This window comes from Luteibacter sp. NPDC031894 (genome assembly GCF_050273135.1).
In the GTDB taxonomy this organism is placed as follows: domain Bacteria; phylum Pseudomonadota; class Gammaproteobacteria; order Xanthomonadales; family Rhodanobacteraceae; genus Luteibacter.
The window spans coordinates 144,191-163,702 of the sequence record NZ_JBNNMV010000002.1 but is presented as its reverse complement, the minus strand read 5'-3'; the positions used below and the strand labels follow the sequence as shown (position 1 = coordinate 163,702).

19 protein-coding genes are annotated in these 19,512 nt (G+C 67.4%); 8 read left to right on the top strand and 11 right to left on the bottom strand.

Translation table 11 applies throughout. The features are described 5' to 3' along the window. Positions 1 to 7: 7 nt before the first annotated feature. Complete coding sequence (locus tag ACQKIE_RS06725) at positions 8 to 1,006, bottom strand: 2-dehydro-3-deoxygalactonokinase (protein WP_427457126.1); 999 nt, start codon at positions 1,004 to 1,006, stop codon at positions 8 to 10. 104 nt (positions 1,007 to 1,110) lie between these two features. Here ACQKIE_RS06725 and ACQKIE_RS06720 point away from each other — a divergent pair, with 104 nt between their 5' ends. Next, positions 1,111 to 1,986, top strand: coding sequence for a LysR substrate-binding domain-containing protein (locus ACQKIE_RS06720; RefSeq protein ID WP_427457124.1), 876 nt, complete (start codon positions 1,111 to 1,113; stop codon positions 1,984 to 1,986). Here the strand turns inward: ACQKIE_RS06720 and ACQKIE_RS06715 are convergent. The 5 genes from ACQKIE_RS06715 to rpsU form a co-directional block, all read right to left on the bottom strand. Next, positions 1,983 to 2,597, bottom strand: coding sequence for a DedA family protein (locus tag ACQKIE_RS06715; protein WP_427457122.1), 615 nt, complete (start codon positions 2,595 to 2,597; stop codon positions 1,983 to 1,985). The genes ACQKIE_RS06720 and ACQKIE_RS06715 overlap by 4 nt on opposite strands. A gap of 91 nt (positions 2,598 to 2,688) precedes the next feature. Next, positions 2,689 to 4,425, bottom strand: coding sequence for a DNA primase (gene dnaG, locus ACQKIE_RS06710; RefSeq protein WP_427457120.1), 1,737 nt, complete (start codon positions 4,423 to 4,425; stop codon positions 2,689 to 2,691). Between the two features lie 52 nt (positions 4,426 to 4,477). Further along, complete coding sequence (locus ACQKIE_RS06705; protein ID WP_427457118.1) at positions 4,478 to 4,651, bottom strand: DUF1328 domain-containing protein; 174 nt, start codon at positions 4,649 to 4,651, stop codon at positions 4,478 to 4,480. Positions 4,652 to 4,772: 121 nt separating this feature from the next. Then, entirely contained in the window at positions 4,773 to 5,216 is a 444-nt protein-coding gene (locus ACQKIE_RS06700) for a GatB/YqeY domain-containing protein (RefSeq protein WP_427457116.1), read from the bottom strand. A gap of 133 nt (positions 5,217 to 5,349) precedes the next feature. Continuing rightward, positions 5,350 to 5,565: a 30S ribosomal protein S21 gene (gene rpsU, locus ACQKIE_RS06695; RefSeq protein ID WP_029213735.1), complete on the bottom strand. Its 216-nt coding sequence runs from the start codon at positions 5,563 to 5,565 to the stop codon at positions 5,350 to 5,352. Positions 5,566 to 5,648: 83 nt separating this feature from the next. On the opposite strand from rpsU, the gene tsaD reads away from it, so the two are divergent. The 5 genes from tsaD to ACQKIE_RS06670 all read left to right on the top strand — a co-directional run bounded on the left by tsaD (position 5,649) and on the right by ACQKIE_RS06670 (position 9,850). Continuing rightward, a complete protein-coding gene (gene tsaD, locus ACQKIE_RS06690) occupies positions 5,649 to 6,671 on the top strand; it encodes a tRNA (adenosine(37)-N6)-threonylcarbamoyltransferase complex transferase subunit TsaD (protein ID WP_427458397.1) in 1,023 nt (340 codons plus the stop codon). 69 nt (positions 6,672 to 6,740) lie between these two features. After that, on the top strand, positions 6,741 to 7,100 hold the full coding sequence (gene folB, locus ACQKIE_RS06685; protein ID WP_306849135.1) for a dihydroneopterin aldolase: 360 nt from the start codon (positions 6,741 to 6,743) through the stop codon (positions 7,098 to 7,100). Next, a complete protein-coding gene (locus ACQKIE_RS06680; protein ID WP_427457113.1) occupies positions 7,097 to 8,362 on the top strand; it encodes a mechanosensitive ion channel family protein in 1,266 nt (421 codons plus the stop codon). Before folB ends, ACQKIE_RS06680 begins: the two co-directional genes overlap by 4 nt. A gap of 1 nt (position 8,363) precedes the next feature. Continuing rightward, positions 8,364 to 8,885, top strand: coding sequence for a 2-amino-4-hydroxy-6-hydroxymethyldihydropteridine diphosphokinase (gene folK, locus ACQKIE_RS06675; protein WP_427457111.1), 522 nt, complete (start codon positions 8,364 to 8,366; stop codon positions 8,883 to 8,885). Between the two features lie 110 nt (positions 8,886 to 8,995). Continuing rightward, the gene (locus ACQKIE_RS06670; protein ID WP_427457109.1) at positions 8,996 to 9,850 is read left to right on the top strand and encodes a DUF6159 family protein; all 855 of its coding nucleotides are present in this window, start codon (positions 8,996 to 8,998) and stop codon (positions 9,848 to 9,850) included. A gap of 97 nt (positions 9,851 to 9,947) precedes the next feature. On the opposite strand, the gene ACQKIE_RS06665 is transcribed toward ACQKIE_RS06670, so the two are convergent. Further along, positions 9,948 to 10,685: a pteridine reductase gene (locus tag ACQKIE_RS06665; RefSeq protein ID WP_427457107.1), complete on the bottom strand. Its 738-nt coding sequence runs from the start codon at positions 10,683 to 10,685 to the stop codon at positions 9,948 to 9,950. A 52-nt stretch (positions 10,686 to 10,737) separates the two neighbouring features. Next, entirely contained in the window at positions 10,738 to 11,583 is an 846-nt protein-coding gene (locus ACQKIE_RS06660; protein WP_427457105.1) for a hypothetical protein, read from the bottom strand. 157 nt (positions 11,584 to 11,740) lie between these two features. Here ACQKIE_RS06660 and ACQKIE_RS06655 point away from each other — a divergent pair, with 157 nt between their 5' ends. Both ACQKIE_RS06655 and ACQKIE_RS06650 read left to right on the top strand, forming a co-directional pair. Further along, the gene (locus ACQKIE_RS06655; protein WP_427457102.1) at positions 11,741 to 13,849 is read left to right on the top strand and encodes a TonB-dependent receptor; all 2,109 of its coding nucleotides are present in this window, start codon (positions 11,741 to 11,743) and stop codon (positions 13,847 to 13,849) included. Positions 13,850 to 13,919: 70 nt separating this feature from the next. Beyond that, on the top strand, positions 13,920 to 15,113 hold the full coding sequence (locus ACQKIE_RS06650) for a class I SAM-dependent methyltransferase (protein ID WP_427457100.1): 1,194 nt from the start codon (positions 13,920 to 13,922) through the stop codon (positions 15,111 to 15,113). A 4-nt stretch (positions 15,114 to 15,117) separates the two neighbouring features. On the opposite strand, the gene ACQKIE_RS06645 is transcribed toward ACQKIE_RS06650, so the two are convergent. The 3 genes from ACQKIE_RS06645 to ACQKIE_RS06635 are packed head-to-tail and all read right to left on the bottom strand — an operon-like array spanning position 15,118 to position 19,440. Then, positions 15,118 to 16,344, bottom strand: a complete 1,227-nt coding sequence (locus ACQKIE_RS06645; RefSeq protein ID WP_427457098.1) for a multifunctional CCA addition/repair protein — start codon at positions 16,342 to 16,344, stop codon at positions 15,118 to 15,120. Positions 16,345 to 16,352: 8 nt separating this feature from the next. Continuing rightward, complete coding sequence (locus tag ACQKIE_RS06640; RefSeq protein WP_427457095.1) at positions 16,353 to 17,291, bottom strand: complex I NDUFA9 subunit family protein; 939 nt, start codon at positions 17,289 to 17,291, stop codon at positions 16,353 to 16,355. Between the two features lie 40 nt (positions 17,292 to 17,331). Continuing rightward, positions 17,332 to 19,440 carry a transglycosylase SLT domain-containing protein gene (locus tag ACQKIE_RS06635; protein WP_427457093.1) on the bottom strand — a complete coding sequence of 703 codons (2,109 nt, stop codon included), beginning with the start codon at positions 19,438 to 19,440 and terminating at the stop codon, positions 17,332 to 17,334. Positions 19,441 to 19,512: the final 72 nt, after the last annotated feature.

The window sequence follows — 19,512 nt, the reverse complement described above, 5'->3', positions numbered from 1 at the left end:
CATGGGGTTATCCAGCCAGTCCGCGACGGCGGGCCACGGCGATCACACCGTGGCCAGCGAGGTCGCGCTGCTCGTCGTCGCCGAGGACCGTGACGGCCCCGGAAAAGAAATCGTCGCCTTCCACCAGCCGGGCGATGGCTTCGCGCAGGATCGGCTTGCCGCTCACCACGAAGCGCGTGCCCGGGCTCATCCGGATCGCGCTGGAATTCTTGAGCGTCAGCAGGTCGGAGCCGAGCACGGCACCGAGCAGGAAGTTCGCCCGTGCGTTAGCGTCGTAGACCGCGAACTGATCGAGGATGCGCACGCTGAAGCAGGCACGCCCCAGACCGATCTTCTTCGCCGACGCGGCGCCCGCGAGCAGCATTTCGCTGTCGATGCGCTGGGCGAAGCCTTCCTTCAGCGAACTGGCGAGGATCGTGTCGTGCGAGATCACGTGAAGCAGTTCGCCGGCCAGGGTGGTGACGCAACCCTCGATGCGGCGATCGGCGTCGATGCTCACGAATTTCGAGTGCGAACCGGGCAGCACGATGACAGTGGGCTCGTCGAGGCCGAGGCGTTCGATCAGTGCGAAGGATTCGACCTCCTCGCCGCGCATCATGTCCATGGCCTCGCAGTTGTGCAGGCCGATGTGGTCCACGGCATTGCGCACGCCGGGGACGAACCAGATCGGGTCGCGCCACACGTTGGGCAGGTGGCGCTCGCGCATGGCGTCGGCGAGGTCGTCGATGCCGGCGGCCGCCACCACGTGCGGAATCTCGCAGAGACCCATGTTGGAGGTGATCATGCCGGAGGCCAGCGCGCGGCCGATGTCCGCCTCTTCGAGGCCTGCCGTGGCGAGCGCGTCGGCGATCGTCTCGCGCACTCCTTGCTCGAGCCGCTCCTTGCTGCCGGTGATCGCGGTATCGCGTACACCGACCTGTCGCGCGGCCTGGCCGATGACGATGCCGTCCTGCCAGACGCTGACGCGTGTATTGGTGGTGCCCGTGTCGATGGTGAGGATGTTCATCGAGGATCCGCTCAAGGTCGCCCTGGATTCTTGGCGTTGCCCGCCAAGGCAGGCAAACTAGAAATTCTTCGGGCCTTCCCCAAATTTTTCTTGATGACTCCGCAATGAAGCGCTCGCTACCCCTCAACGCCGTGCGCGTGTTCGAGCTTGCAGCGCAGCATTCGAGCTTCACGAAGGCGGCGGAGGAATTGTCCCTGACGCCCGCCGCGGTCAGTGCACAAGTCAAATTGCTCGAGGCTTACCTGGGCACCGCCTTGTTTGTGCGGAGCAACAATCGGCTGAAGCTGACGCCTGCGGGCGAGAACTATTTTCCGCGCATCCGCGACGCTTTTCGTGCATTGCAGCAGGCCACGGACCAGGTCATGGGCGAGCGGAGCGCATCGTTGCGGGTGTCGGTGCCCCCCACCTTCGGGACGAAATGGCTGGTGCCGCGGTTGTTCCGCTTCTTCGCCCGGCATCCGGACATCGCCGTGGAAGTCGTCACCGACAGTGGCGAGGGCGGTGGCTGGGACCTCGCGGTGGACGATCGCGTAAGCGAAGGGATCGAGCAATCGATCCTCGCCGTGAGCCGGTACACCCCCGTCTGTGCGCCGGCCCTCGCCGGCCGCTTACAGGGCCCGGACGATCTCCCCACCCAGATGCTCCTGCATGAGCGACCGGGTCGTCGTGCCGCCCCGGCCATCGGCTGGGACCAGTGGTTCGAGCGCGCGGGCGTCGCTCCCGGCCCGGTCTCGCGAGAGATGGGCTTCGGCGACGGCACGATGATGTTGCAGGCGGCGATCGAGGGGCAGGGCGTGGCGCTGGCGCAAGAACTGCTGGTGGCCTACGACCTCGCCGCGGGCCGGCTCGCCGAGCCCTTCCGTCTCGAGGTGCCGCTGCAGCACACGTATTACCTGGCGGTGTCGCGCGAGGCGGAGTCGCGGGAAGAGACGGGGTTGTTCAGGGCGTGGCTGTTCGCCGAACTGGGTAGCGCGGCCTAGCAATCCCGCGCGGTCTTCCGTTTCCGCCACCAGATCACCCCGATCACGGCGATGGCCGCGACGATGGCCAGCCACACGCCCGTCTGGCCGCGGTGGATCCACATCGCCAGCCATTCGTGGTTGTGCGCGCCGAAGTAGCCGAGGTAGACCCAGATCGGCACGCTGATCGCGGCGGCGAGGCCGTCCAGGAGGAGGAAGCGGAAGAAGCCTACCCGGTGGGTGGCGCCGGCGGTGATGAAGACGGCGGTGCGCATGCCGGGGAGGAAGCGGGCGACGAACATCATCCGGTTGCCGTAGCGCTCGAACTTTTCCTGCACCTTGGCATAGCGCTCGGGGGTGAGCAGCCGCGCGACGAGGCGCCAGCTCATGATCCGCCCGCCGAAGTGGCGGCCGAGCAGGAACATCGTGGAGTCACCGACCAGGACCCCTGCCATGCCCACGCCCACCATGGTGTGGACGTCGCCATAGCCGAGGCCCGTGATGATGCCCCCCGCGACGAGGCTGATGTCCTCGGGCAGCGGGATGCCGGCGCCGCACAGCATCAGCGCGAAGAAGACGGCGAGGTAGCCGTTCCTTCCGAAGAAGTCGACGAGGTCGTTGAGCAGGTCCATCAGTGGCGCACGTAGCCGGCCCGGGCCGGTCCTTTGGTGGTACGAAAGCGGGATGATCCCATGGATCGGGTGACGGTCGCGGTGCGGCGCATCATTCGCCGTCCGCCGGGGCGGGCGCCGCGCGCGCGGCGAGCAGCACGCGCAGTTCGGCCTTCTCGGTGTCGTCGAGGACGCCTTCATGAGACCGGGCAATAAGGTACTCGCGGCGTTGGGACACGGCCTGTCGTTCCATTTGAGCTAGTGCGTCCAGGAATTCCTTCCGCTGGGCCTCGAAGTCATTCAAGAGCCCGGCTTCCACCAGCTTCATCAACGCCGGGTATTCAGGTCGATCCGTGAAACTTTCGAGCAGGATAGCCGGATTGATATCCGGTCGGCTCCGCGCAAGATCGATGAGTTCCTGGAGCAAGTCGACTCCCTTCGCCTCATAGCGACGGAAGCCGTGAGGTTCGTCTATTTCCAGCGCTAGGCTGGGTTGTGACAGCAGCATCGTGATTGCTGCTCGCACCAAGCTACGCTGTACGTTAGCCGCCTTGGGCCGGTCGCCGGAATCGGGCTGAGCCTCAAGTTTGGCCTGGGCGCCCGTGCGTCGTTCGAGTTCCTGAGCCATCAAGTCTCGAAATGCACCATCGGGAAGCTTGGAGATCAACGGTCGGGCCCGTTCGGCCAGTCTGGCCTTCCCATCAAGCCGCTTCGTGTCGACGTCGCGCCCCAGTTCCTCGAAGAAGTATTCGGACATCGGCATCGCATCCTTCATGCGCTGCTCGAAGCCCTCCTTGCCTTCCTTGCGCACCAGCGTGTCCGGATCCTCCCCGTCCGGGAGGAACAGGAAGTGGGCCTGCCGGCCGTCGCGCATGCGCGGCAGGATCGACTCCAGCGCGCGCCACGCGGCCTGGCGGCCGGCACGGTCGCCGTCGAAGCAGAAATAGACGTCGGGCGCGGCGCGGAACAGCACTTCCGCGTGCTCCGGCGTCGTCGCCGTGCCCAGCGTGGCCACCGCGATCGGCAAGCCGGCCTGGTGCAGCGCGATGACGTCCATGTAGCCCTCGACCACCATGATCCGCGTGAGGTGCTGGTGGGCCTGTTTCACCTGCCACAGGGCGAACAGCTCGCGCCCCTTGTGGAACAGGGGTGTCTCGGGCGAATTGAGGTATTTGGGACTCTGCTCGGACGAGAGCACGCGACCGCCGAACGCGATCACGCGGCCGCGCCGGTCGAGGATGGGAAACATCACCCGCTCGCGGAAGCGGTCGTAGCGGCTGCCGCGCTCGTTGCTGGCGACCATGCCGGCTTCGTTGAGCAACTGGCGCCGGCGATCCGTCGTGCCGAGGGCTTTCATGACGCCGTCGAAACCGGCGGGTGCCCAGCCGATGCGGAAGCGTTTCACGATCTCGTCGTCGAGTCCGCGCCTGTCGATGTACGCGCGGGCCTCGGCGCTGTTCCCCAGCTCGCGCTGGTAGAAGCTGGCGGCGTCGTCGAGGAGGCTGTAGAGGTCGCTGCGGTCCTCACGGGGCTTGTCGTCGCGCGTGCCCTCGTAAGGCACCTTCATGCCGGCCGACTGCGCCAGTTCCTCGATGGCGTCCGGGAACTCGAGGCGGTCGTAGTCCATGATGAACTTGATCGCGCTGCCGTGGGCGCCGCAGCCGAAGCAGTGGAAGAACTGCTTCTGCGGGCTCACGTAGAACGAAGGCGACCGTTCGTTGTGGAACGGGCAGCAGGCCGTCCACTCCCGCCCGGCCTTTTTCAAAGGCACGCGGCGTTCGATCACGTCGACGATGTCGACGCGGGTCAGCAGTTCATCGATGAAGCTGTCGGGAATACGGCCACGCATCAGTCCCCTAGGATGCCATGCATCCGCTTCCGTATGGAGTCCGGCAGGGTCGTCAGAAGGCCATCTTGAACACGCCGATGACCGCCAGGATCGCGATCACGAACAGGATCAGGAAGATGGCGAAGCAGACCTTGGCGATGGTCGCGGCGATACCCGAGACGCGGCTGAAGCCCAACGCACCCGTAACCAGGGCAATCAGGCCGAAGATGATGGCGTACTTGAGCATGGGTATTCCTCCTTGGACCGCGGGGAGGATGCTGGGCCGCATGTGGGAGCGTCGTGAAGCCCGTTGCGGAGCGGCGGGCTTGGCACGCCCTGCCACAGGGGCTGTCGCCAGCCCCGTACGTTCAGGCCAGCTTCGCCTTCACCTTGCCCGCCACGGCGGCCATGTCGGCGCGGCCGGCGGCCTTTTCCTTCACCAGGGCGACGACCTTGCCCATGTCGCGGGCGGTCGTGGCGCCCGAGTCGGCGATGGCGGCCGCGATGATCGCGTCCAGTTCGGCCTCGTCGAGCTTGGCCGGAAGGTAGCCGTCGATGACGCCCATCTCGTAGCGCTCGATGTCCGCCAGGTCGGTCCGGCCGGCCTTGTCGTACTGCTCGATCGAGTCGCGGCGTTGCTTCTGCATCTTTTCGAGCACGGCCAGGACCTGCGTGTCGTCCAGCTCGATCCGCTCGTCGACCTCACGCTGCTTGATCTGGGCCTGGACCAGGCGGATGACGGCCAGACGGTCTTTTTCCCCGCCCTTCATGGCGGCCTTCATGTCTTCGGTGATCTTTGCCTTGAGGCTCATGCTCTTTTCTCCGGGACGACGAAAAGCCGGCTTCGCCTTTCGGCAAAGCCGGCTCGGGATTTCCGCCTGATTGCGGTGGCTGCGCGAACGCGCCAGCCGCGCTACCATGCCAGCCACGAGGCCGGCAGGTGCATCAGTACATGCGGGTCCGGCGCGTCGTGTCGCGGGACAGACGGCGCAGGTGGCGCTTCACAGCAGCGGCGCGCTTGCGCTTACGCTCCTGGGTCGGCTTTTCGTAAAATTCGCGCTTGCGCGTTTCGGCCAGCACGCCAGCCTTCTCGCACGTACGCTTGAAGCGGCGAAGGGCAAGCTCAAACGGCTCGTTCTCGCGGACTTTAACGCTCGGCATGGAAACTCCACTTGTTTAAACTGACCCGTGAACCCGGGTGAGCCGTGGATTATAACGTGATCGAGATCAGAAATTCAAAGCCCATATTGGGCGTGGAAACGTCCTGCGACGAGACCGGGGTGGCCCTGCTTCGCTGGGACCCGGAGCAGCCGGGCCGCGGCCTCCTTTCCCATGCGCTTTTCAGCCAGATCGCCCTGCACGCGGAATACGGCGGCGTGGTGCCCGAGCTGGCCAGCCGGGACCACGTCCGCAAGCTGCTGCCGCTGGTGCGGGAGGCCCTCAAGGCGGCCGGTCTCACGCCAGCGGACCTCGGCGGCGTGGCCTATACGGCCGGTCCGGGACTCGTGGGCGCGTTGCTGGTCGGCGCGTCCGCGGCGCGGGCCATGGCCTGGGCACTGGGCGTCCCGGCCATCGGCGTGCACCACATGGAGGGGCACCTCCTGGCCCCCCTGCTCGAGGACGACCCGCCGGAGCCGCCCTTCGTGGCGCTGCTGGTGTCCGGCGGCCATTCGATGCTGGTCGAGGTCAAGGCGATCGGGGAATACCGCATCCTCGGCGACACCCTGGACGACGCCGCGGGCGAGGCCTTCGACAAGACGGCCAAGCTCATGGGGCTGCCTTATCCGGGCGGGCCGGCGCTGGCGAAGCTCGCCGAGCAGGGCACGCCCGGGCGATTCCGTTTCTCCCGGCCCATGGTCGACCGGCCCGGGCTGGATTTCAGCTTCTCCGGGCTGAAGACCCAGGTGCTGCTGGCCTGGCAGGCATCGGACAAGAGCGAGCCGACCCGGGCTGACATCGCCCGTGCCTTCGAGGAAGCCATCGTCGACACGTTGGCGATCAAGTGCCGTCGTGCCCTGGACGCCGCCGGCGCGAAGCGGCTGGTGATCGCCGGCGGCGTCGGTGCGAACAAGCGCCTGCGCGAACAACTGGCGCAAGCGGGCGCGGCCGACGGGTTCCGCGTGTACTTCCCGCGCCTGGCGTTCTGTACGGACAACGGCGCGATGATCGCCCTCGCGGGCGCCATCCGGCTGGCGGCGGGGCAGCAGCAGGACGAGACCATCCAGGTGTTTCCGCGCTGGAACCTGGAGACCCTGCCGGCCGCGTGATCCCACGCGACTTGCGAAATGACGGCGCCTCACCGACCCTGTGAGGCCCTCTCCATCGCTGTATCTCCCATGGATATCGTCTTCATAGAAGACCTGCGCATCGACGCGGTCATCGGCATCTACGACTGGGAGCGCCGGATCCGGCAGACGTTGTCGTTCGACCTCGAGATGGCCTTCGACAATCGCCGCCCGGCGGCGAGCGACGACATCGCCGATACGCTCAATTACAAGTCGATCTCGAAGCGCCTGCAGGCGTACGTCGAGGCGTCCAGTTTCGGCCTTGTCGAAACGCTGGCCGAGCGCTGCGCCGAGATCGTGCGCGAGGAGTTCGGCGTGACATGGGTCCGGCTCAAGCTCTCCAAGCCCGGCGCGGTACGCGGCGCCAGGGCGGTCGGCGTCCGCATCGAACGCGGCACGCGCCCGGAATGATCGAGCCGCAGCACATCCAGACGTTCCTCGACGAGGTCATGCCGTCGCCGATATGGCGGCGGGTCGTCCTTGTCGGTGGGCTGATCGTCGCTGCGTGGCTCGTCGACCTGTTCGGCCGCCTTTTCCTGCATCGCGTCGTGCGCGCGGCCACGCGGCATACGCAGTGGCGCTGGGACGACGCGCTCTACGAATTCGGCAGCTTCCGCTGGCTTGCGCGGATGCTGCCGGGCATCGTCGTGTACTACGGCATTGAACTGCTGCTGCCCGTGGACGATGGCGTGGGCGCCTTCGTGCGCAACCTCGCCGTGTGCTGGATCATCGTCTGCGTGATCTCCGCCATGGCGCGCGCCTTACTCGCCTTCGAATCGCTCTACAGCGCGACGCCTTCCGGGAAACGCTCCATCAAGGGCATCGTGCAGCTGCTGCAGATGGCGCTCTGGATCGTGGCGTTGGTGCTGGTGATCACCAAGCTCACGCATCAGAGCATCGGTTTGCTGCTCTCCGGCATCGGCGCGATGTCGGCCGTCCTGCTGCTGGTCTTCAAGGACACCATCCTCGGTTTCGTCGCCGGCATACAGCTGGGCACGAACGACATGCTGCATGTGGGCGACTGGATCACCATGCCTTCCGCGGGCGTCGACGGCGACGTCATCGACATCACGCTGCATACGGTGAAGGTGCGTAACTTCGATCGCACGATCGTCACGGTGCCCACCTGGAAGCTGATCTCCGAGTCGTTCCAGAACTGGCGCGGCATGGCCGAATCCGGGGGCCGCCGGATCAAGCGGGAGCTGTTCGTGGACGCGGCGGGAGTGCGCTTCCTGGAAGACGAGGAAATCGAGCGCTTCGCCGGCGTCCATCTGCTCAAGGCTTACCTGGAACGCAAGCGCGAAGACATCCGTCGCTGGAACGAGGCCCTCGGCGAGGCCGGCAAGCTGCCGGTCAACCGGCGTCGCCAGACCAACATCGGTGCCTTCCGCGCCTATGCCGAGGCCTACCTCGCGGCGCACCCGGACGTGCACGAGACCATGACGCGCATGGTCCGCATGCGCGACCCCGGCGCGCAGGGCATTCCGCTGGAGGTCTATTGCTTCACCAATACCGTGGTCTGGCTCGACTACGAACGCATCCAGGCGGACATCTTCGACCACCTCATCGCGATTCTTCCGGCCTTCGGCCTGCGGCCGTTCCAGCAGCCTTCGGGCGGCGACATACGTGACGGTTTCGCCGGGATGCGCCATGACGCGACGATCGGGAGCTGACATGGGCCGTGCCTGGCTCAGCCTCGGATCGAACATCGACGCGGAACGGTGGCTCGGACTCGCTGTCGCCGAGCTGCGCGCGCGTTTCGGCGCGCTGGCCGTCTCGCCGGTATACCGGAGCGCCGCAGTGGGATTCGACGGTCCGGATTTCCTCAACCTCGCGATCGGTCTCGACAGCGACCTCGGCCCCGAGGAACTCAACGACTGGCTCCATGCGCTGGAGGATCGGCACGGCCGCGTGCGCGGCGGCGAGCGTTTCGCCAGCCGCACGCTCGACGTGGACATCGTGCTTTACGACGACCTCGTGCTGAGCGGCGAGGGGCATCTGCAGATTCCGCGCGGCGAACTGCGTCATGCGTTCGTCTTGAAGCCGATGGCGGATATCGCACCGGATGTCCGCCATCCGGTCAACGGGAAGACGATGGCCGAACTGTGGGCGGCGTTCCCGGCTGCATCTGAACCCTTGGCGGTGGACGAGGCGTGCAGCCTGTCTGTGGGAGCCGCCATGGCGGCGAGGGATTAGCCGGGAGACTTCGTTGGTTCCTCGCCGCTATAGCGGCTCCTACGAGAACTGGCGGGGGCTCGGCCAAAGATGCTACAACGCCCCCACATCGGACCAAGGGGAACAAGGAAATGGGTAAGTTCGGACGCAGTTGGGCGCTCATGAAAGCCAGCGCCACTATTCTTCGCCAGGACAAGGAGCTGATGCTCTTTCCGTTGCTGGCCGGCCTGGCCTCGCTCGTGGTGGTCGCCACCTTCGCGTGGCCGGTGTACACGCTCTTCGCGCACCACCACGCCGACTTCGAAGGCCAGCGGCAGCACGTCTCGCCGCTGTTCATGCTGGTGAGCTTCCTTTTCTACTTCGTGCAGTACGGCGTGGTGATCTTCTTCAACGTCGCGCTCGCGTCGGCGGCGATGATCCGCCTCGATGGCGGCAACCCCACCCTCGGCGACGGCATCCGCACCGCCATGGGCAAGCTGCCGAACATCATCGGTTATGCCCTCATCGCCGCGACGGTCGGCATGATCCTGCGCGCCTTGCAGGAGCGCCTCGGGTTCATCGGACGCATCGTGGTCGGCTTGCTGGGCCTCGGCTGGACCGTGGCCACCTTCCTCGTCGTGCCGGTGCTCGCCGCACAAGACGTCGGCCCGATCGATGCGGTGAAGCGCAGCACGTCGCTCCTGAAGCAGACCTGGGGCGAGAACCTGATCGGCAATGCAGGCATCGGCCTCGCCGGCGGCATCCTCACCTTCTGCCTGATCTTCGCCAGCGCGGTCCTCTTCTTCGCCGCGGCGGCGACGCATTCGGTCGCGTTGATGGTCGTCGTCGGCGTCGTCGCGGTCATCGCCATGATCGCCCTGAGCTTGTTCCAGACGGCGATGCACGGCGTGTATTCGGCGGCGCTGTATCGCTACACCCAGAACGGCGACCCGGGCCAGGGCTTCGACCGCGCTTTGCTCGAATCGGCGTTCCGGCAGAAGAACTGAAGCGCCAAGCGTCTCCGACGCCATGGGGGAAGCGCGCTGGCGAGCACCCTTCGCGCGCCAGCGCGCTTCCCACCAGCGCGCTTCCCACCAGCCGTGGTCAGATCGTCAGCGCGCGGCCGCCGTCGACGCGGATGATCTGGCCTGTCGTGTAGTGCGCGTCCATCATCAGCCAGCGCACGGCTTCGGCCACGTCCCCGGGCTCGCCTTTGCGGGCGAGCGGCGTCTTCGCGATGAGCACCTCGGCCGCTTCTTCCGGTTTCCCTGAAGAAGGCCAGAGGATGGCGCCCGGCGCGACGGCGTTGACGCGCACGTCGGGTGCGAGTTCCTTCGCCAGCGACAGGGTCAGCATCGCCAGCGCCGCCTTGGCCATCGAATACACCGTGTGGCCCGCCAAGGGCCGCTCCGCGTAGATGTCCACGATGCTGACGATCGCGCCCTTTGCTTCGCGCAGCGCGGAGGCGGCTGCCTGGGCCAGGAAGAACGGCGCGCGCGCGTTCGCGGCAAACAGGTCGTCCCAGTGGGCCGACGTGGCCTGGCCGATCGGTGTCGGATAGAAGGCCGACGCATTGTTGACCAGCCCATCGAGTCGTCCGAACCGGCGGACGACCGACTCGACCAGCGGGTTCAGGGTCGCGTCGTCCTCGAGGGCGGCGGCGAACGTCGCCACGCTGCCGTCGCGCAAGGTATTCAATTCGCGTGCGAGCGCGTCGGCTTCGTCGGCGGAATGGCGGTAGTGGAGGGCGACCGAGCAGCCTGCCGCGTGCAGCCGGCGAACGATCGCGGCGCCCACGCGGCGGGCGCCGCCGGTCACGAGGACGACAGGGGAAGGGTTCACGGCTGACTCCTGTTCGTGAGGCGCACGAGCTTGCCGCAAACGGCGGCGTGCGTCACGTCGCCGGCTTACGCCTGGCAACGGTTTTCTTTGCCGTGGCGGCGCGGGGAGCGGCCTTTTTGGCGGTTTTGCGGACCGTGGCCTTCTTGGCGGTCGCCTTCTTCACTGTCTTGCGGGCCGAAGCCTTCGGCTCCGGATCGCCGACAGGGCCGGCTCCCACCGTGCTCGCGGTCTTCGAGGCACGTCGCTTCGTTCCTGACGGGGTCTCATCGCCATCGTCGATGTGCACGTCGCCGCTGAACAGGTCGATGGCGGTTTTCGCCACCTGGCCGGTGTCGTAGTAGGCGTAGGCACCAACGCCTAGCGCACCGACGATCGGTAGCCAGCGGGAGATGCCCTTGCCGACGGCGCGTTTCGATACGCTCACGCCGATGCGCCCGGCAAGCCGCTGCAGCACGCTGGTCGCCGCGGTGCGGAAGACCAGGCGATCGCCCACGCGGATGGCGACGTCACGAAAGGCTTGCGCCGCCGTGTGGCGGAACAGGCACCAGAGCATCTGTTCGCGGCCTAGTTTGGCGGTCTTCCCGTAGGCCGCGGCGATGTCGCTCACCAGCTGCCCCTGGATCCGCCAGATAGCGACCAGTTCGGGGAGGACCGTGAGCCAGCCCAGGGGGCCTGGCGGCAAGGCCAGCGAGCCTGCCGTGAGCGCGGCCTTGTTAGCGGCACTGCTCGCCAGCCGGCGGCATTCCTCCGCGGCGCTTCCCTTGCCCGCGCGGGGGACATCGCTGTCCGGGATGCGGCTCACGAACTCGAGGATCGCCTTGGCCACCGGACTTTCACCCCGATCGGCACTGACGGGAACGATCTCCTTCGACGTCGAAGCCGGATCGTGTTTCGCCATCGTCATTCACTCCGCTGCGGATGCGCCGCCATCGTGGCCGCCGCGACGTGATTCGTCCATGAAGCGCAGGCGTGCCCGGCCGAAAAGGCGAAAGGCACGCGAAAGCTGGCGGCCTTCACAATCGTTGATACGTTATAACATTTTATGAAGTGAGCCCATGACCCCTGTTCGCCTCGCGTCCTGCATCGCACTGGCCCTCGCGGCCGCCACAGCCCACGCCGCCGATGTCCCGCCGCAAAGCCCCACGAACCTGGGCGCGGTGGACGTGACGGCGAAACTGGACGAGGCACGCAACAGCCTTTCGCCCGACACGGGCAGCAGCCAGTACGTCATGGACCGGCAGACCATCCAGGCGTTGCCGCTGGGCGACTCCACGCCACTCAACCAGGTGATCCTGCAGGCGCCCGGCGTGGTGCAGGATTCCTACGGGCAACTGCACGTGCGCGGCGACCACGCGAACCTGCAGTACCGCATCGACGGCGTGCTGATTCCCGAGAGCATCGGCGGCTTCGGCCAGACGCTCGACGCGCGCATGATCCAGAACGTGAAGCTGCTCACCGGCGCCCTGCCAGCCCAATACGGCGAGCGCACGGCGGCCATCGTCGACATCACGACCCGCACCGCGTCGAAGGACGGCGTTGGCGGCAGCGTGGGCATCACCGGCGGGCAGTTCGGCACGATCAACCCGAACGCGACGTTGTTCGGCCGTAGCGGCGCCTGGAGTTGGTTCCTCACCGCCAACTACCTCGAAAGCGATGTCGGCATCGAGAACCCGACGGCCAGTCGGAAGCCGATCCACGACCACACCAACCAGGTGAAGGCGTTCGGCGACATCTCTTACCTGATCGACAACGACACCCGCCTCAGCTTCCTGTTCGGCGCCACGAACAATCGCTTCGAGATTCCGAACAACCCAGGACAGGCTCCCGAGTTCGGCTATCTCGACGTGACGAATTTCGACTCGGCGCAACTGGACGAACGCCAGCGCGAAAAGACGCGCTTCGGCATCCTCAGCCTGCAGGGAAAGCTCGGCAACACCGCCTACCAGGTGTCGGCTGGACAGCGCTATAGCGGCCTCGATTTCACGCCCGACGACATCGGCGACCTCATGTTCAACGGTGTCGCCTCCAACGTGAGCCGTGCCAATCGTGCCAGTACCTTGCAGGCTGATTTCTCGACGCCGCTGGGCGACAACCACACCTTGCGTTACGGCATGTACGCCTCGTTCGAAAGGGCGACGGCGACGAACAATGCGCTGGTCTTCCCCGCGGACGCCGACGGCAACCAGGCGTCGACGACGCCACTCGATATCGTGGATGCCAGCCGGATCATCGCGCGCACGTATGCGCTTTACCTGCAGGACGAATGGAGCATCGGCGATAAGTGGACCGTCAACTACGGCGCACGCGCCGATCGTTACGACGCCTTCCGCCCGGAAAGCCAGCTCAGCCCGCGCGTCGGTGTCGTGTACCAGCCAACGGCCACGACCACGATCCACGCCGGCTATTCGCGCTACTTCACGCCGCCGGCATCGGAGATGATCAGCCCGACCTCTATCGCGAAGTTCGCGGGTACCACCAACGCCCTTCCGGGCGAGGGCAACGACACGCCCCTGGCGGAGCGTTCGAGCTATTACGACGTCGGCATCTCGCAGAAACTCGGCGACGCGTGGACGGTCGGGATCGACAGCTATTCTCGCCACGTGGCGCGCATCCAGGACGAGGGGCAGTTCGGCACCGCGCTGGTGTATTCCACGTTCAATTACGACCAGGGCAAGGTGAAGGGCGACGAGTTCACGCTGAACTACGACGGCGGTGCGCTCACGGCGTACTTCAACTTCGCGTACAACCGCTCGGTCGGCAAGCGGATCATCACCGGCCAGTACAACTTCGACCCGGACGACCTCGCCTACATCCAGGACCATTTCATCCACCTGGACCATGACCAGAAGTACACATCATCGGGTGGCGTGAGCTACGCCTTCGACGACGCCACGCGCATCGGCGCCGACTATCTCTTCGGCTCAGGTCTGCGCCGCGATGGCCTGGTCCCCAACGGCGACACGATGCCTGCCTATTTCCAGCTGAACCTGAGCGTCTCGCACGATTTCCACCTGACGCCGGTCGGCACGACGCACACGCAGCTGGCCCTGGTGAACGCGCTGGACCGCACGTACGAAATCCGCGACGGCTCGGGCATCGGCGTTGGCGCTCCGCAGTTCGGCCCGCGCCGGGGCGTCTTCCTGTCGCTCCAGCAGGATTTCTGATCGAGCGGGCCTTGACCCGGTGACGTGCGGCATCCGTTATCCTGCGGGCTCGATCCCGACCACGCACGGCATGAACGCGAAGCTTCCCGAACCCGCCGCCGACGAGCGCGCCCATTCCGACCACCTCGCCGCCTTGCTGCGCGAGGAAATCGCCGCCCACGGTCCGATGCCGTTCTCGCGTTTCATGGAACGCTGCCTCTATACACCCGGCCTCGGCTACTACAGCGCGGGCAAGGCCAAGTTCGGCGCCGAGGGCGACTTCGTCACGGCGCCCGAGCTGGGCACGCTGTTCGCCCGCTGCGTCGCTCGGGCGTTCGAGCCCATCCTGGCCTCGCTGGGGCCCGAGGCGGATTTCCTGGAACTCGGCGGCGGCACCGGCGCCTTCGCCGAGGCGGCGCTGCTCGCCCTCGATGCCGCGGGGCGTGCGCCGCGTCGCTTCATGATCCTGGAGCCGAGCGCCGACTTGCGCGAGCGTCAGCGCGAGCGCCTGCGCTCGGCATTGCCAGCAAGCCTGTTCGCACGAGTGCAATGGCTCGACGGTCCGCTGGAGGCGCCATGGGACGGCGTGTTGTTCGCCAACGAGGTGATCGACGCGTTGCCGACCACGCGATTCACCACGCGCGATGGCGAGGTCTACGAGGAACATGTCGTGCTCGATGGCGACGGCCGGTTCGTGCGCAGCGACCGCCCCGCCGACAGCCTCGTGGGCGGCGCCGTGCGCCATGTCGAACGCGACCTCGGCCGTGACTTCGACGCGGGTTATCGCAGCGAGATCCTGCCGCAGCTCCCGTACTGGATCCAGGCGGTCGCGGGCACCTTGCGCCGTGGCGCGATGCTCTTCGCCGACTATGGTTACACGCGAGGCGAGTTCTACCTGCCCGCGCGCACGGACGGCACGCTGCGTGCGTTCTACCGCCATCGCACGCATGGCGACGCGTTCTATCTGCCGGGCCTTCAGGACCTCACCGCATCGGTGGATTTCACCGCGCTCGCCGAGGCGGGCAACAGCGCCGGCTTCGGTGTAGCCGCCTACATGCCGCAGGCGCAGTTCCTGCTGGCTGCGGGCATGCAGGAATTCTTCGAGAACGACTACCTTGCGCTCGACGACGAAGCGGCACGCTACCGCCTCGCGCAGGAAGTGAAGAAGCTGACCTTGCCGGACCAGATGGGCGAGCGCTTCCAGGTGATGCTGTTCGCCAAGGACATCGACGCGGCGGCCTTGCCGGCGGACGTAATGGCGGCGGACCAGGGCTCGCGGTTGTAGGAGCCTACGACGGCTTCGGCACGGCGGCGATCGCCTGCACCTGCGCCTTCTTCATGGCCTCGCCGATCGCCGGCCCCTGCAGGCCCTTCTCCACGAACGGTTGCGCCGTGATCGAGGCGGCGGCGTCGCGGCACGCACGCAGGAAGTCGGCCTGCGGGTAATCGGCGTCTTCGCTGCCCAGGCGCCCGCGCTTGTCGGCCATGCAGGCGAGCAGGAAGGTCTCGAGGCGGGCGGGGCGGCGCAATGCGCCGAGTCCCTCGAGCAGCCGAAGGACCGTCGAAGGCTTCAGCTCCAGCGCCATGTGCGCATTGAGGTGGTGCCTGCACACCATTTCCGCCATGAACGCGAGTTCCACCGGCACCTTCAGCCGCGCAGCCATGGCGCGCACCGGTTCGATCCCTCGCTGCTCGTGCATGATGTGCCGCGGCAGGACGTCGGCCGGCGTCAGGGCCTTGCCGAGGTCGTGCGTGAGGGCGCACCACCCGACCAACGCGTCGCCCGGTGCGAGCCTGGCCGCGGCATCGAGCACCAGTTCCACATGGATGCCGGTGTCGACCTCGGGATGGAACTCCGGCCGTTGCGGCACGCCATAAAGCGCATCCACTTCGGGGAATAGCACGCGCAGCGCGCCGCTCTCGCGCAGGACGCGAAGGAAGGCCGAGGGCATCGGCTCCGCGAGCGCCTTGCGTGTCTCCGCCCATACGCGCTCTGGCACGAGGTGGTCGACTTCGCCGTCGTCCACCATCCGCCGCATCAGTGCCATCGTTTCGTCCGCCACGCGAAAACCGAGCGGCGCGTAACGGGCGGCAAAGCGTGCGACACGCAGCAGGCGAACCGGGTCTTCGGCGAAGGCATCCGAGACATGGCGCAATGTCCGCGTCTCGATGTCGCGCTTGCCGCCGAATGGATCGACGAGCGTCCCGTCCTCGCGTTCGGCGATGGCATTGATGGTGAGGTCGCGTCGTTCCAGGTCCTGCTCGACTGTCACCGACGGATCCGCGTGGAAGGCGAAGCCGTGGTAGCCGCGCCCGGTCTTGCGCTCCGTGCGGGCGAGAGCGTACTCCTCCTTCGTCTGCCCGTGCAGGAAGACCGGGAAATCCTTGCCGACAGGGCGGTAACCCGCGGTCAGCATGTCGTCCGGCGTGGCGCCCACCACGACCCAGTCGCGGTCCACGACCGGGCGCCCGAGCAGCTTGTCGCGGACGGCGCCGCCAACGAGGTAGATGTCCATGCGCGGATTCAGGACCGGCGCCGGGCGCGGGCTTCGTCGAGGCGCCGCTGGCGCACGGACGGCCCGAGCAGGCGGGGAAGCCAGGCGGAGAAGCGCTGCGGGTGGATGCCCAACTGGGCGAGACCGTCCGTCCGTCCCACCGAGTCCGTCAACAACGAACGGAAATTGTCGGGCGTGAAGGGCTTGCCCGGCACGAACTGCGCCACCTGCGCCTGCAGGCGGCCGAGCGCGTCGGGCAGCGGCAGCACCAGTCGGCGTCGGCCGCGCGCGTCGCGAATGGCCCGCACGATGTCGACCAGCGTCCAGGCTTCCGGTCCGTACAGTTCGTAGGTGCGAAGCAGGGAGGCCGGATCGGCGACGGCGCGCGCGATCGCTTCCGCGACGTCGCCGACGTAAACCGGCGCCATCGTCGCGCGAGGTCGCGGCAGCGGTACGACGGGCGCGAGCCGCAACAGGCCGTCAAAGCGCGTGACGAGGCCATCGCCGGGGCCGAAGATCGTGCTCGGCTCGTAGATGGTCCAGTCGAGCGTGGACGCCTTCACCAGGGCCTCGGCCTCGCCGCGCGAGCGCAGGTACCGCGAGGAGCCCTGTCCGGCCTTCAGCGAACTCATGAGGTGCAGGCGATGCACGCCCGTGTCGCGACAGGCGTCCACGACGAGGCGCACCAGGTCCACGTGCACGCGCTGGAAGGTGTTCCGGCCGCTTTCGTTGAGGATGCCCACGAGGTGGATGACGGCGTCCGCGCCGGAGATGTGCCGGCGCAGCGTGGCGGCGTCGTGGACGTCCGCGCTGACGACGGTGACGTTGCGGCCCACGGCGCGCTGCCGGTGCGCCTCTCGATTGCGCGACAGCAGCAGGAGGCTGTGCCCGTCGGCGGCGAGCCGGGGAACGAGGCTGCCACCGAGGAAACCGGTGCCGCCGAGGATGACGATGCGCTGGGCTTTCATGCGAGCAGCGTAGGCCGCTTGCGCCCCGCCGCCAAGCCGGTCATTGCCTGGGCTCCTGCGGGGCTGGCGCGGACGATGCCGCGGCGGGCGCCGGTTCCATGACGGCCGGCGCCGTTGCCGGCGCGGGCTTCGTCACCGCGGGTGCGGGGCAGGCCACCGGCTTGCGTACCGCGCCGGTCGCTGGCAGCGCATAGCTGCGTCCGAGCGGTGTCATCCTGCTGGACATCGCCAGCGCGTTGCCGTTGAGCCGCCAGTCGTAGATCACGGCAAACGCCATCACGCGGGCGACGTACTCACGGGTTTCCTTATAGGGAATGCTGGCAACGAAGAGATCGGGCTCGAGCGTGCCCCGCGCCTCCACCCACTGGTCGACCTTGTTCGGTCCCGCGTTATACGCCGCGCTTGCGAGCCACGGGGCGCCGTTGTAACGGGCGGCCATTTGCGCCAGGTAGCGCGTGCCCAGCACGATGTTCGTGGTGGGTTCGTAGAGGCTTTCGCCGCCGCCCCATGCCAGCCCGTTGTGCTTCGCAACCAGCGCCGCCGTGCCGGGCAGCAGCTGCATCAGGCCGCGCGCGTCGGCGCCCGAGCGCGCGTCGCTCATCCAGGCACTTTCCGCGCGGATGATCGCGTATGCCCACGGCGCCTCGATGCCGGCCTGGCTGGCCTGCTCGACCACGCCGTCCTGGCGCGCCAACGGGAAGCGCTGCTCATAGAGGCGTAGCGCATTGCCCGAAGAGAGACCGAAGACCGCCCGGTCGTACCAGCCCTTGCGGAAGGCGAGATCGGCGGCGAGGCGTTTGCTATCGGCATCGCGGCCGGCGAGTGCCGCCGTCCACTCGCGGCGGGCGAACTTCTGCAGGCCCACGGCATACAACTCGAAGGCGCGATCGAGACCGGGATCCGAGAGCAGCGCGGCTTCCCGGGTTTCGTCCGTCGCCATGCTGGCGGGGCAGATCGCGTACGCCGCGTCGACACGGTCGGCCGCGAGGAAGCCGAAGTAGGTGGCCTCCTGGGCGACGGACCGATACAGCGCCTGTGCCTCGGCCTGCCGGCCCAGTTTCGCGAGCACGAACGCGCGGAAGTAGCGCCATTCGCCATCGTCCTTCTGCGCTTCGCCGAGGGCGTCGAGCGCGGCGAGCGCCGCGGCCCAGTCCTGCCGCGCGAGCGCTACGCGCACCCGCCATTCGCGCGTGGCATCGGTCTGCGCGCCAGCCGGGAGGGCCGCGAGGCGGTCGAGCGCCGACTCGTCGAAATCGGTCGCATGGAACAGCGCCAGCGCATTTTCCACGGCACCGCGCTGTTGTTCGGTGAGGGTGAAGCGGGGCGAGAGCGATTGCCAAGCGCTGTCGGCGGCCGTGGATTGCTTGCGCGCCATCCGCTGCAACGCGAGGGTCAGTGCCTGGCGATGGCGAGGCGTATCCGGCCACGTGGACGCATCCCGGAGGGCGCCGGCGGGATCGTTCAGCGCCTGGGCGATGCGCTGCGCCGCCGGCGCGTCGGCCGGCGGAAGCCACGGTGCCAGGGAGGCGACGGTACCGCCCTTGCCCGCATCGGCGGCGACCTGGATCCGGGCCCACAGGCGGTCCGCCGTGAGCAGCTCCTGGTCGTGCGCCGCGGCGATGACGGGATCGCAGGCATTCGGCAGGCTCGCTTTTTTCCACAGCTCCGCGAGGTCCCGCTCGAAGACCAGCGGCTCGTTGCGCGAAAGCTTCGCCTGCAATGCGAAACAACTCAAACTGTCGCCCAGCCCCGGCTGATACATCGCGCTGAACGTGGTCCAGTCCTTGCGCCTCGCGAGTTCGCCGAGGAAATCCCGGCGTAGGTCGGCGGCGGGGATCAGGCCCGGATAACGCGTGAGGTAGGCATCCACGCGTGCGCGGTCGAGGGTGCGCAGGTCGTGCTCGAGCGCCGCGGCTTCCAGGTAGGGAAACAGGACATAGCTCTCCAGTCCCGTCGCCTGCGCGCGCCACGCATCGCCGCCCTGCTGGGCCGCGGCGTAAGCCTGGCGGAAGCGGGCGCGCTCCGCATCCGTCCCCGCGGCGCTCGCGGAAGCGGCGGCTGCGAGGCCGCAGGCGGCGAGGGCGAGGGCGAGGGTGGCCAGGGCGCGGAGTGAGCGGGCGGCGCGTCGCGATGCCGGAGCAGCCATCATCGGGTCTTCCTTCACGAGTGCATATCCTCACGATTGTAGGGAATACCGCGCGCAGGACGGATGAACGACCGC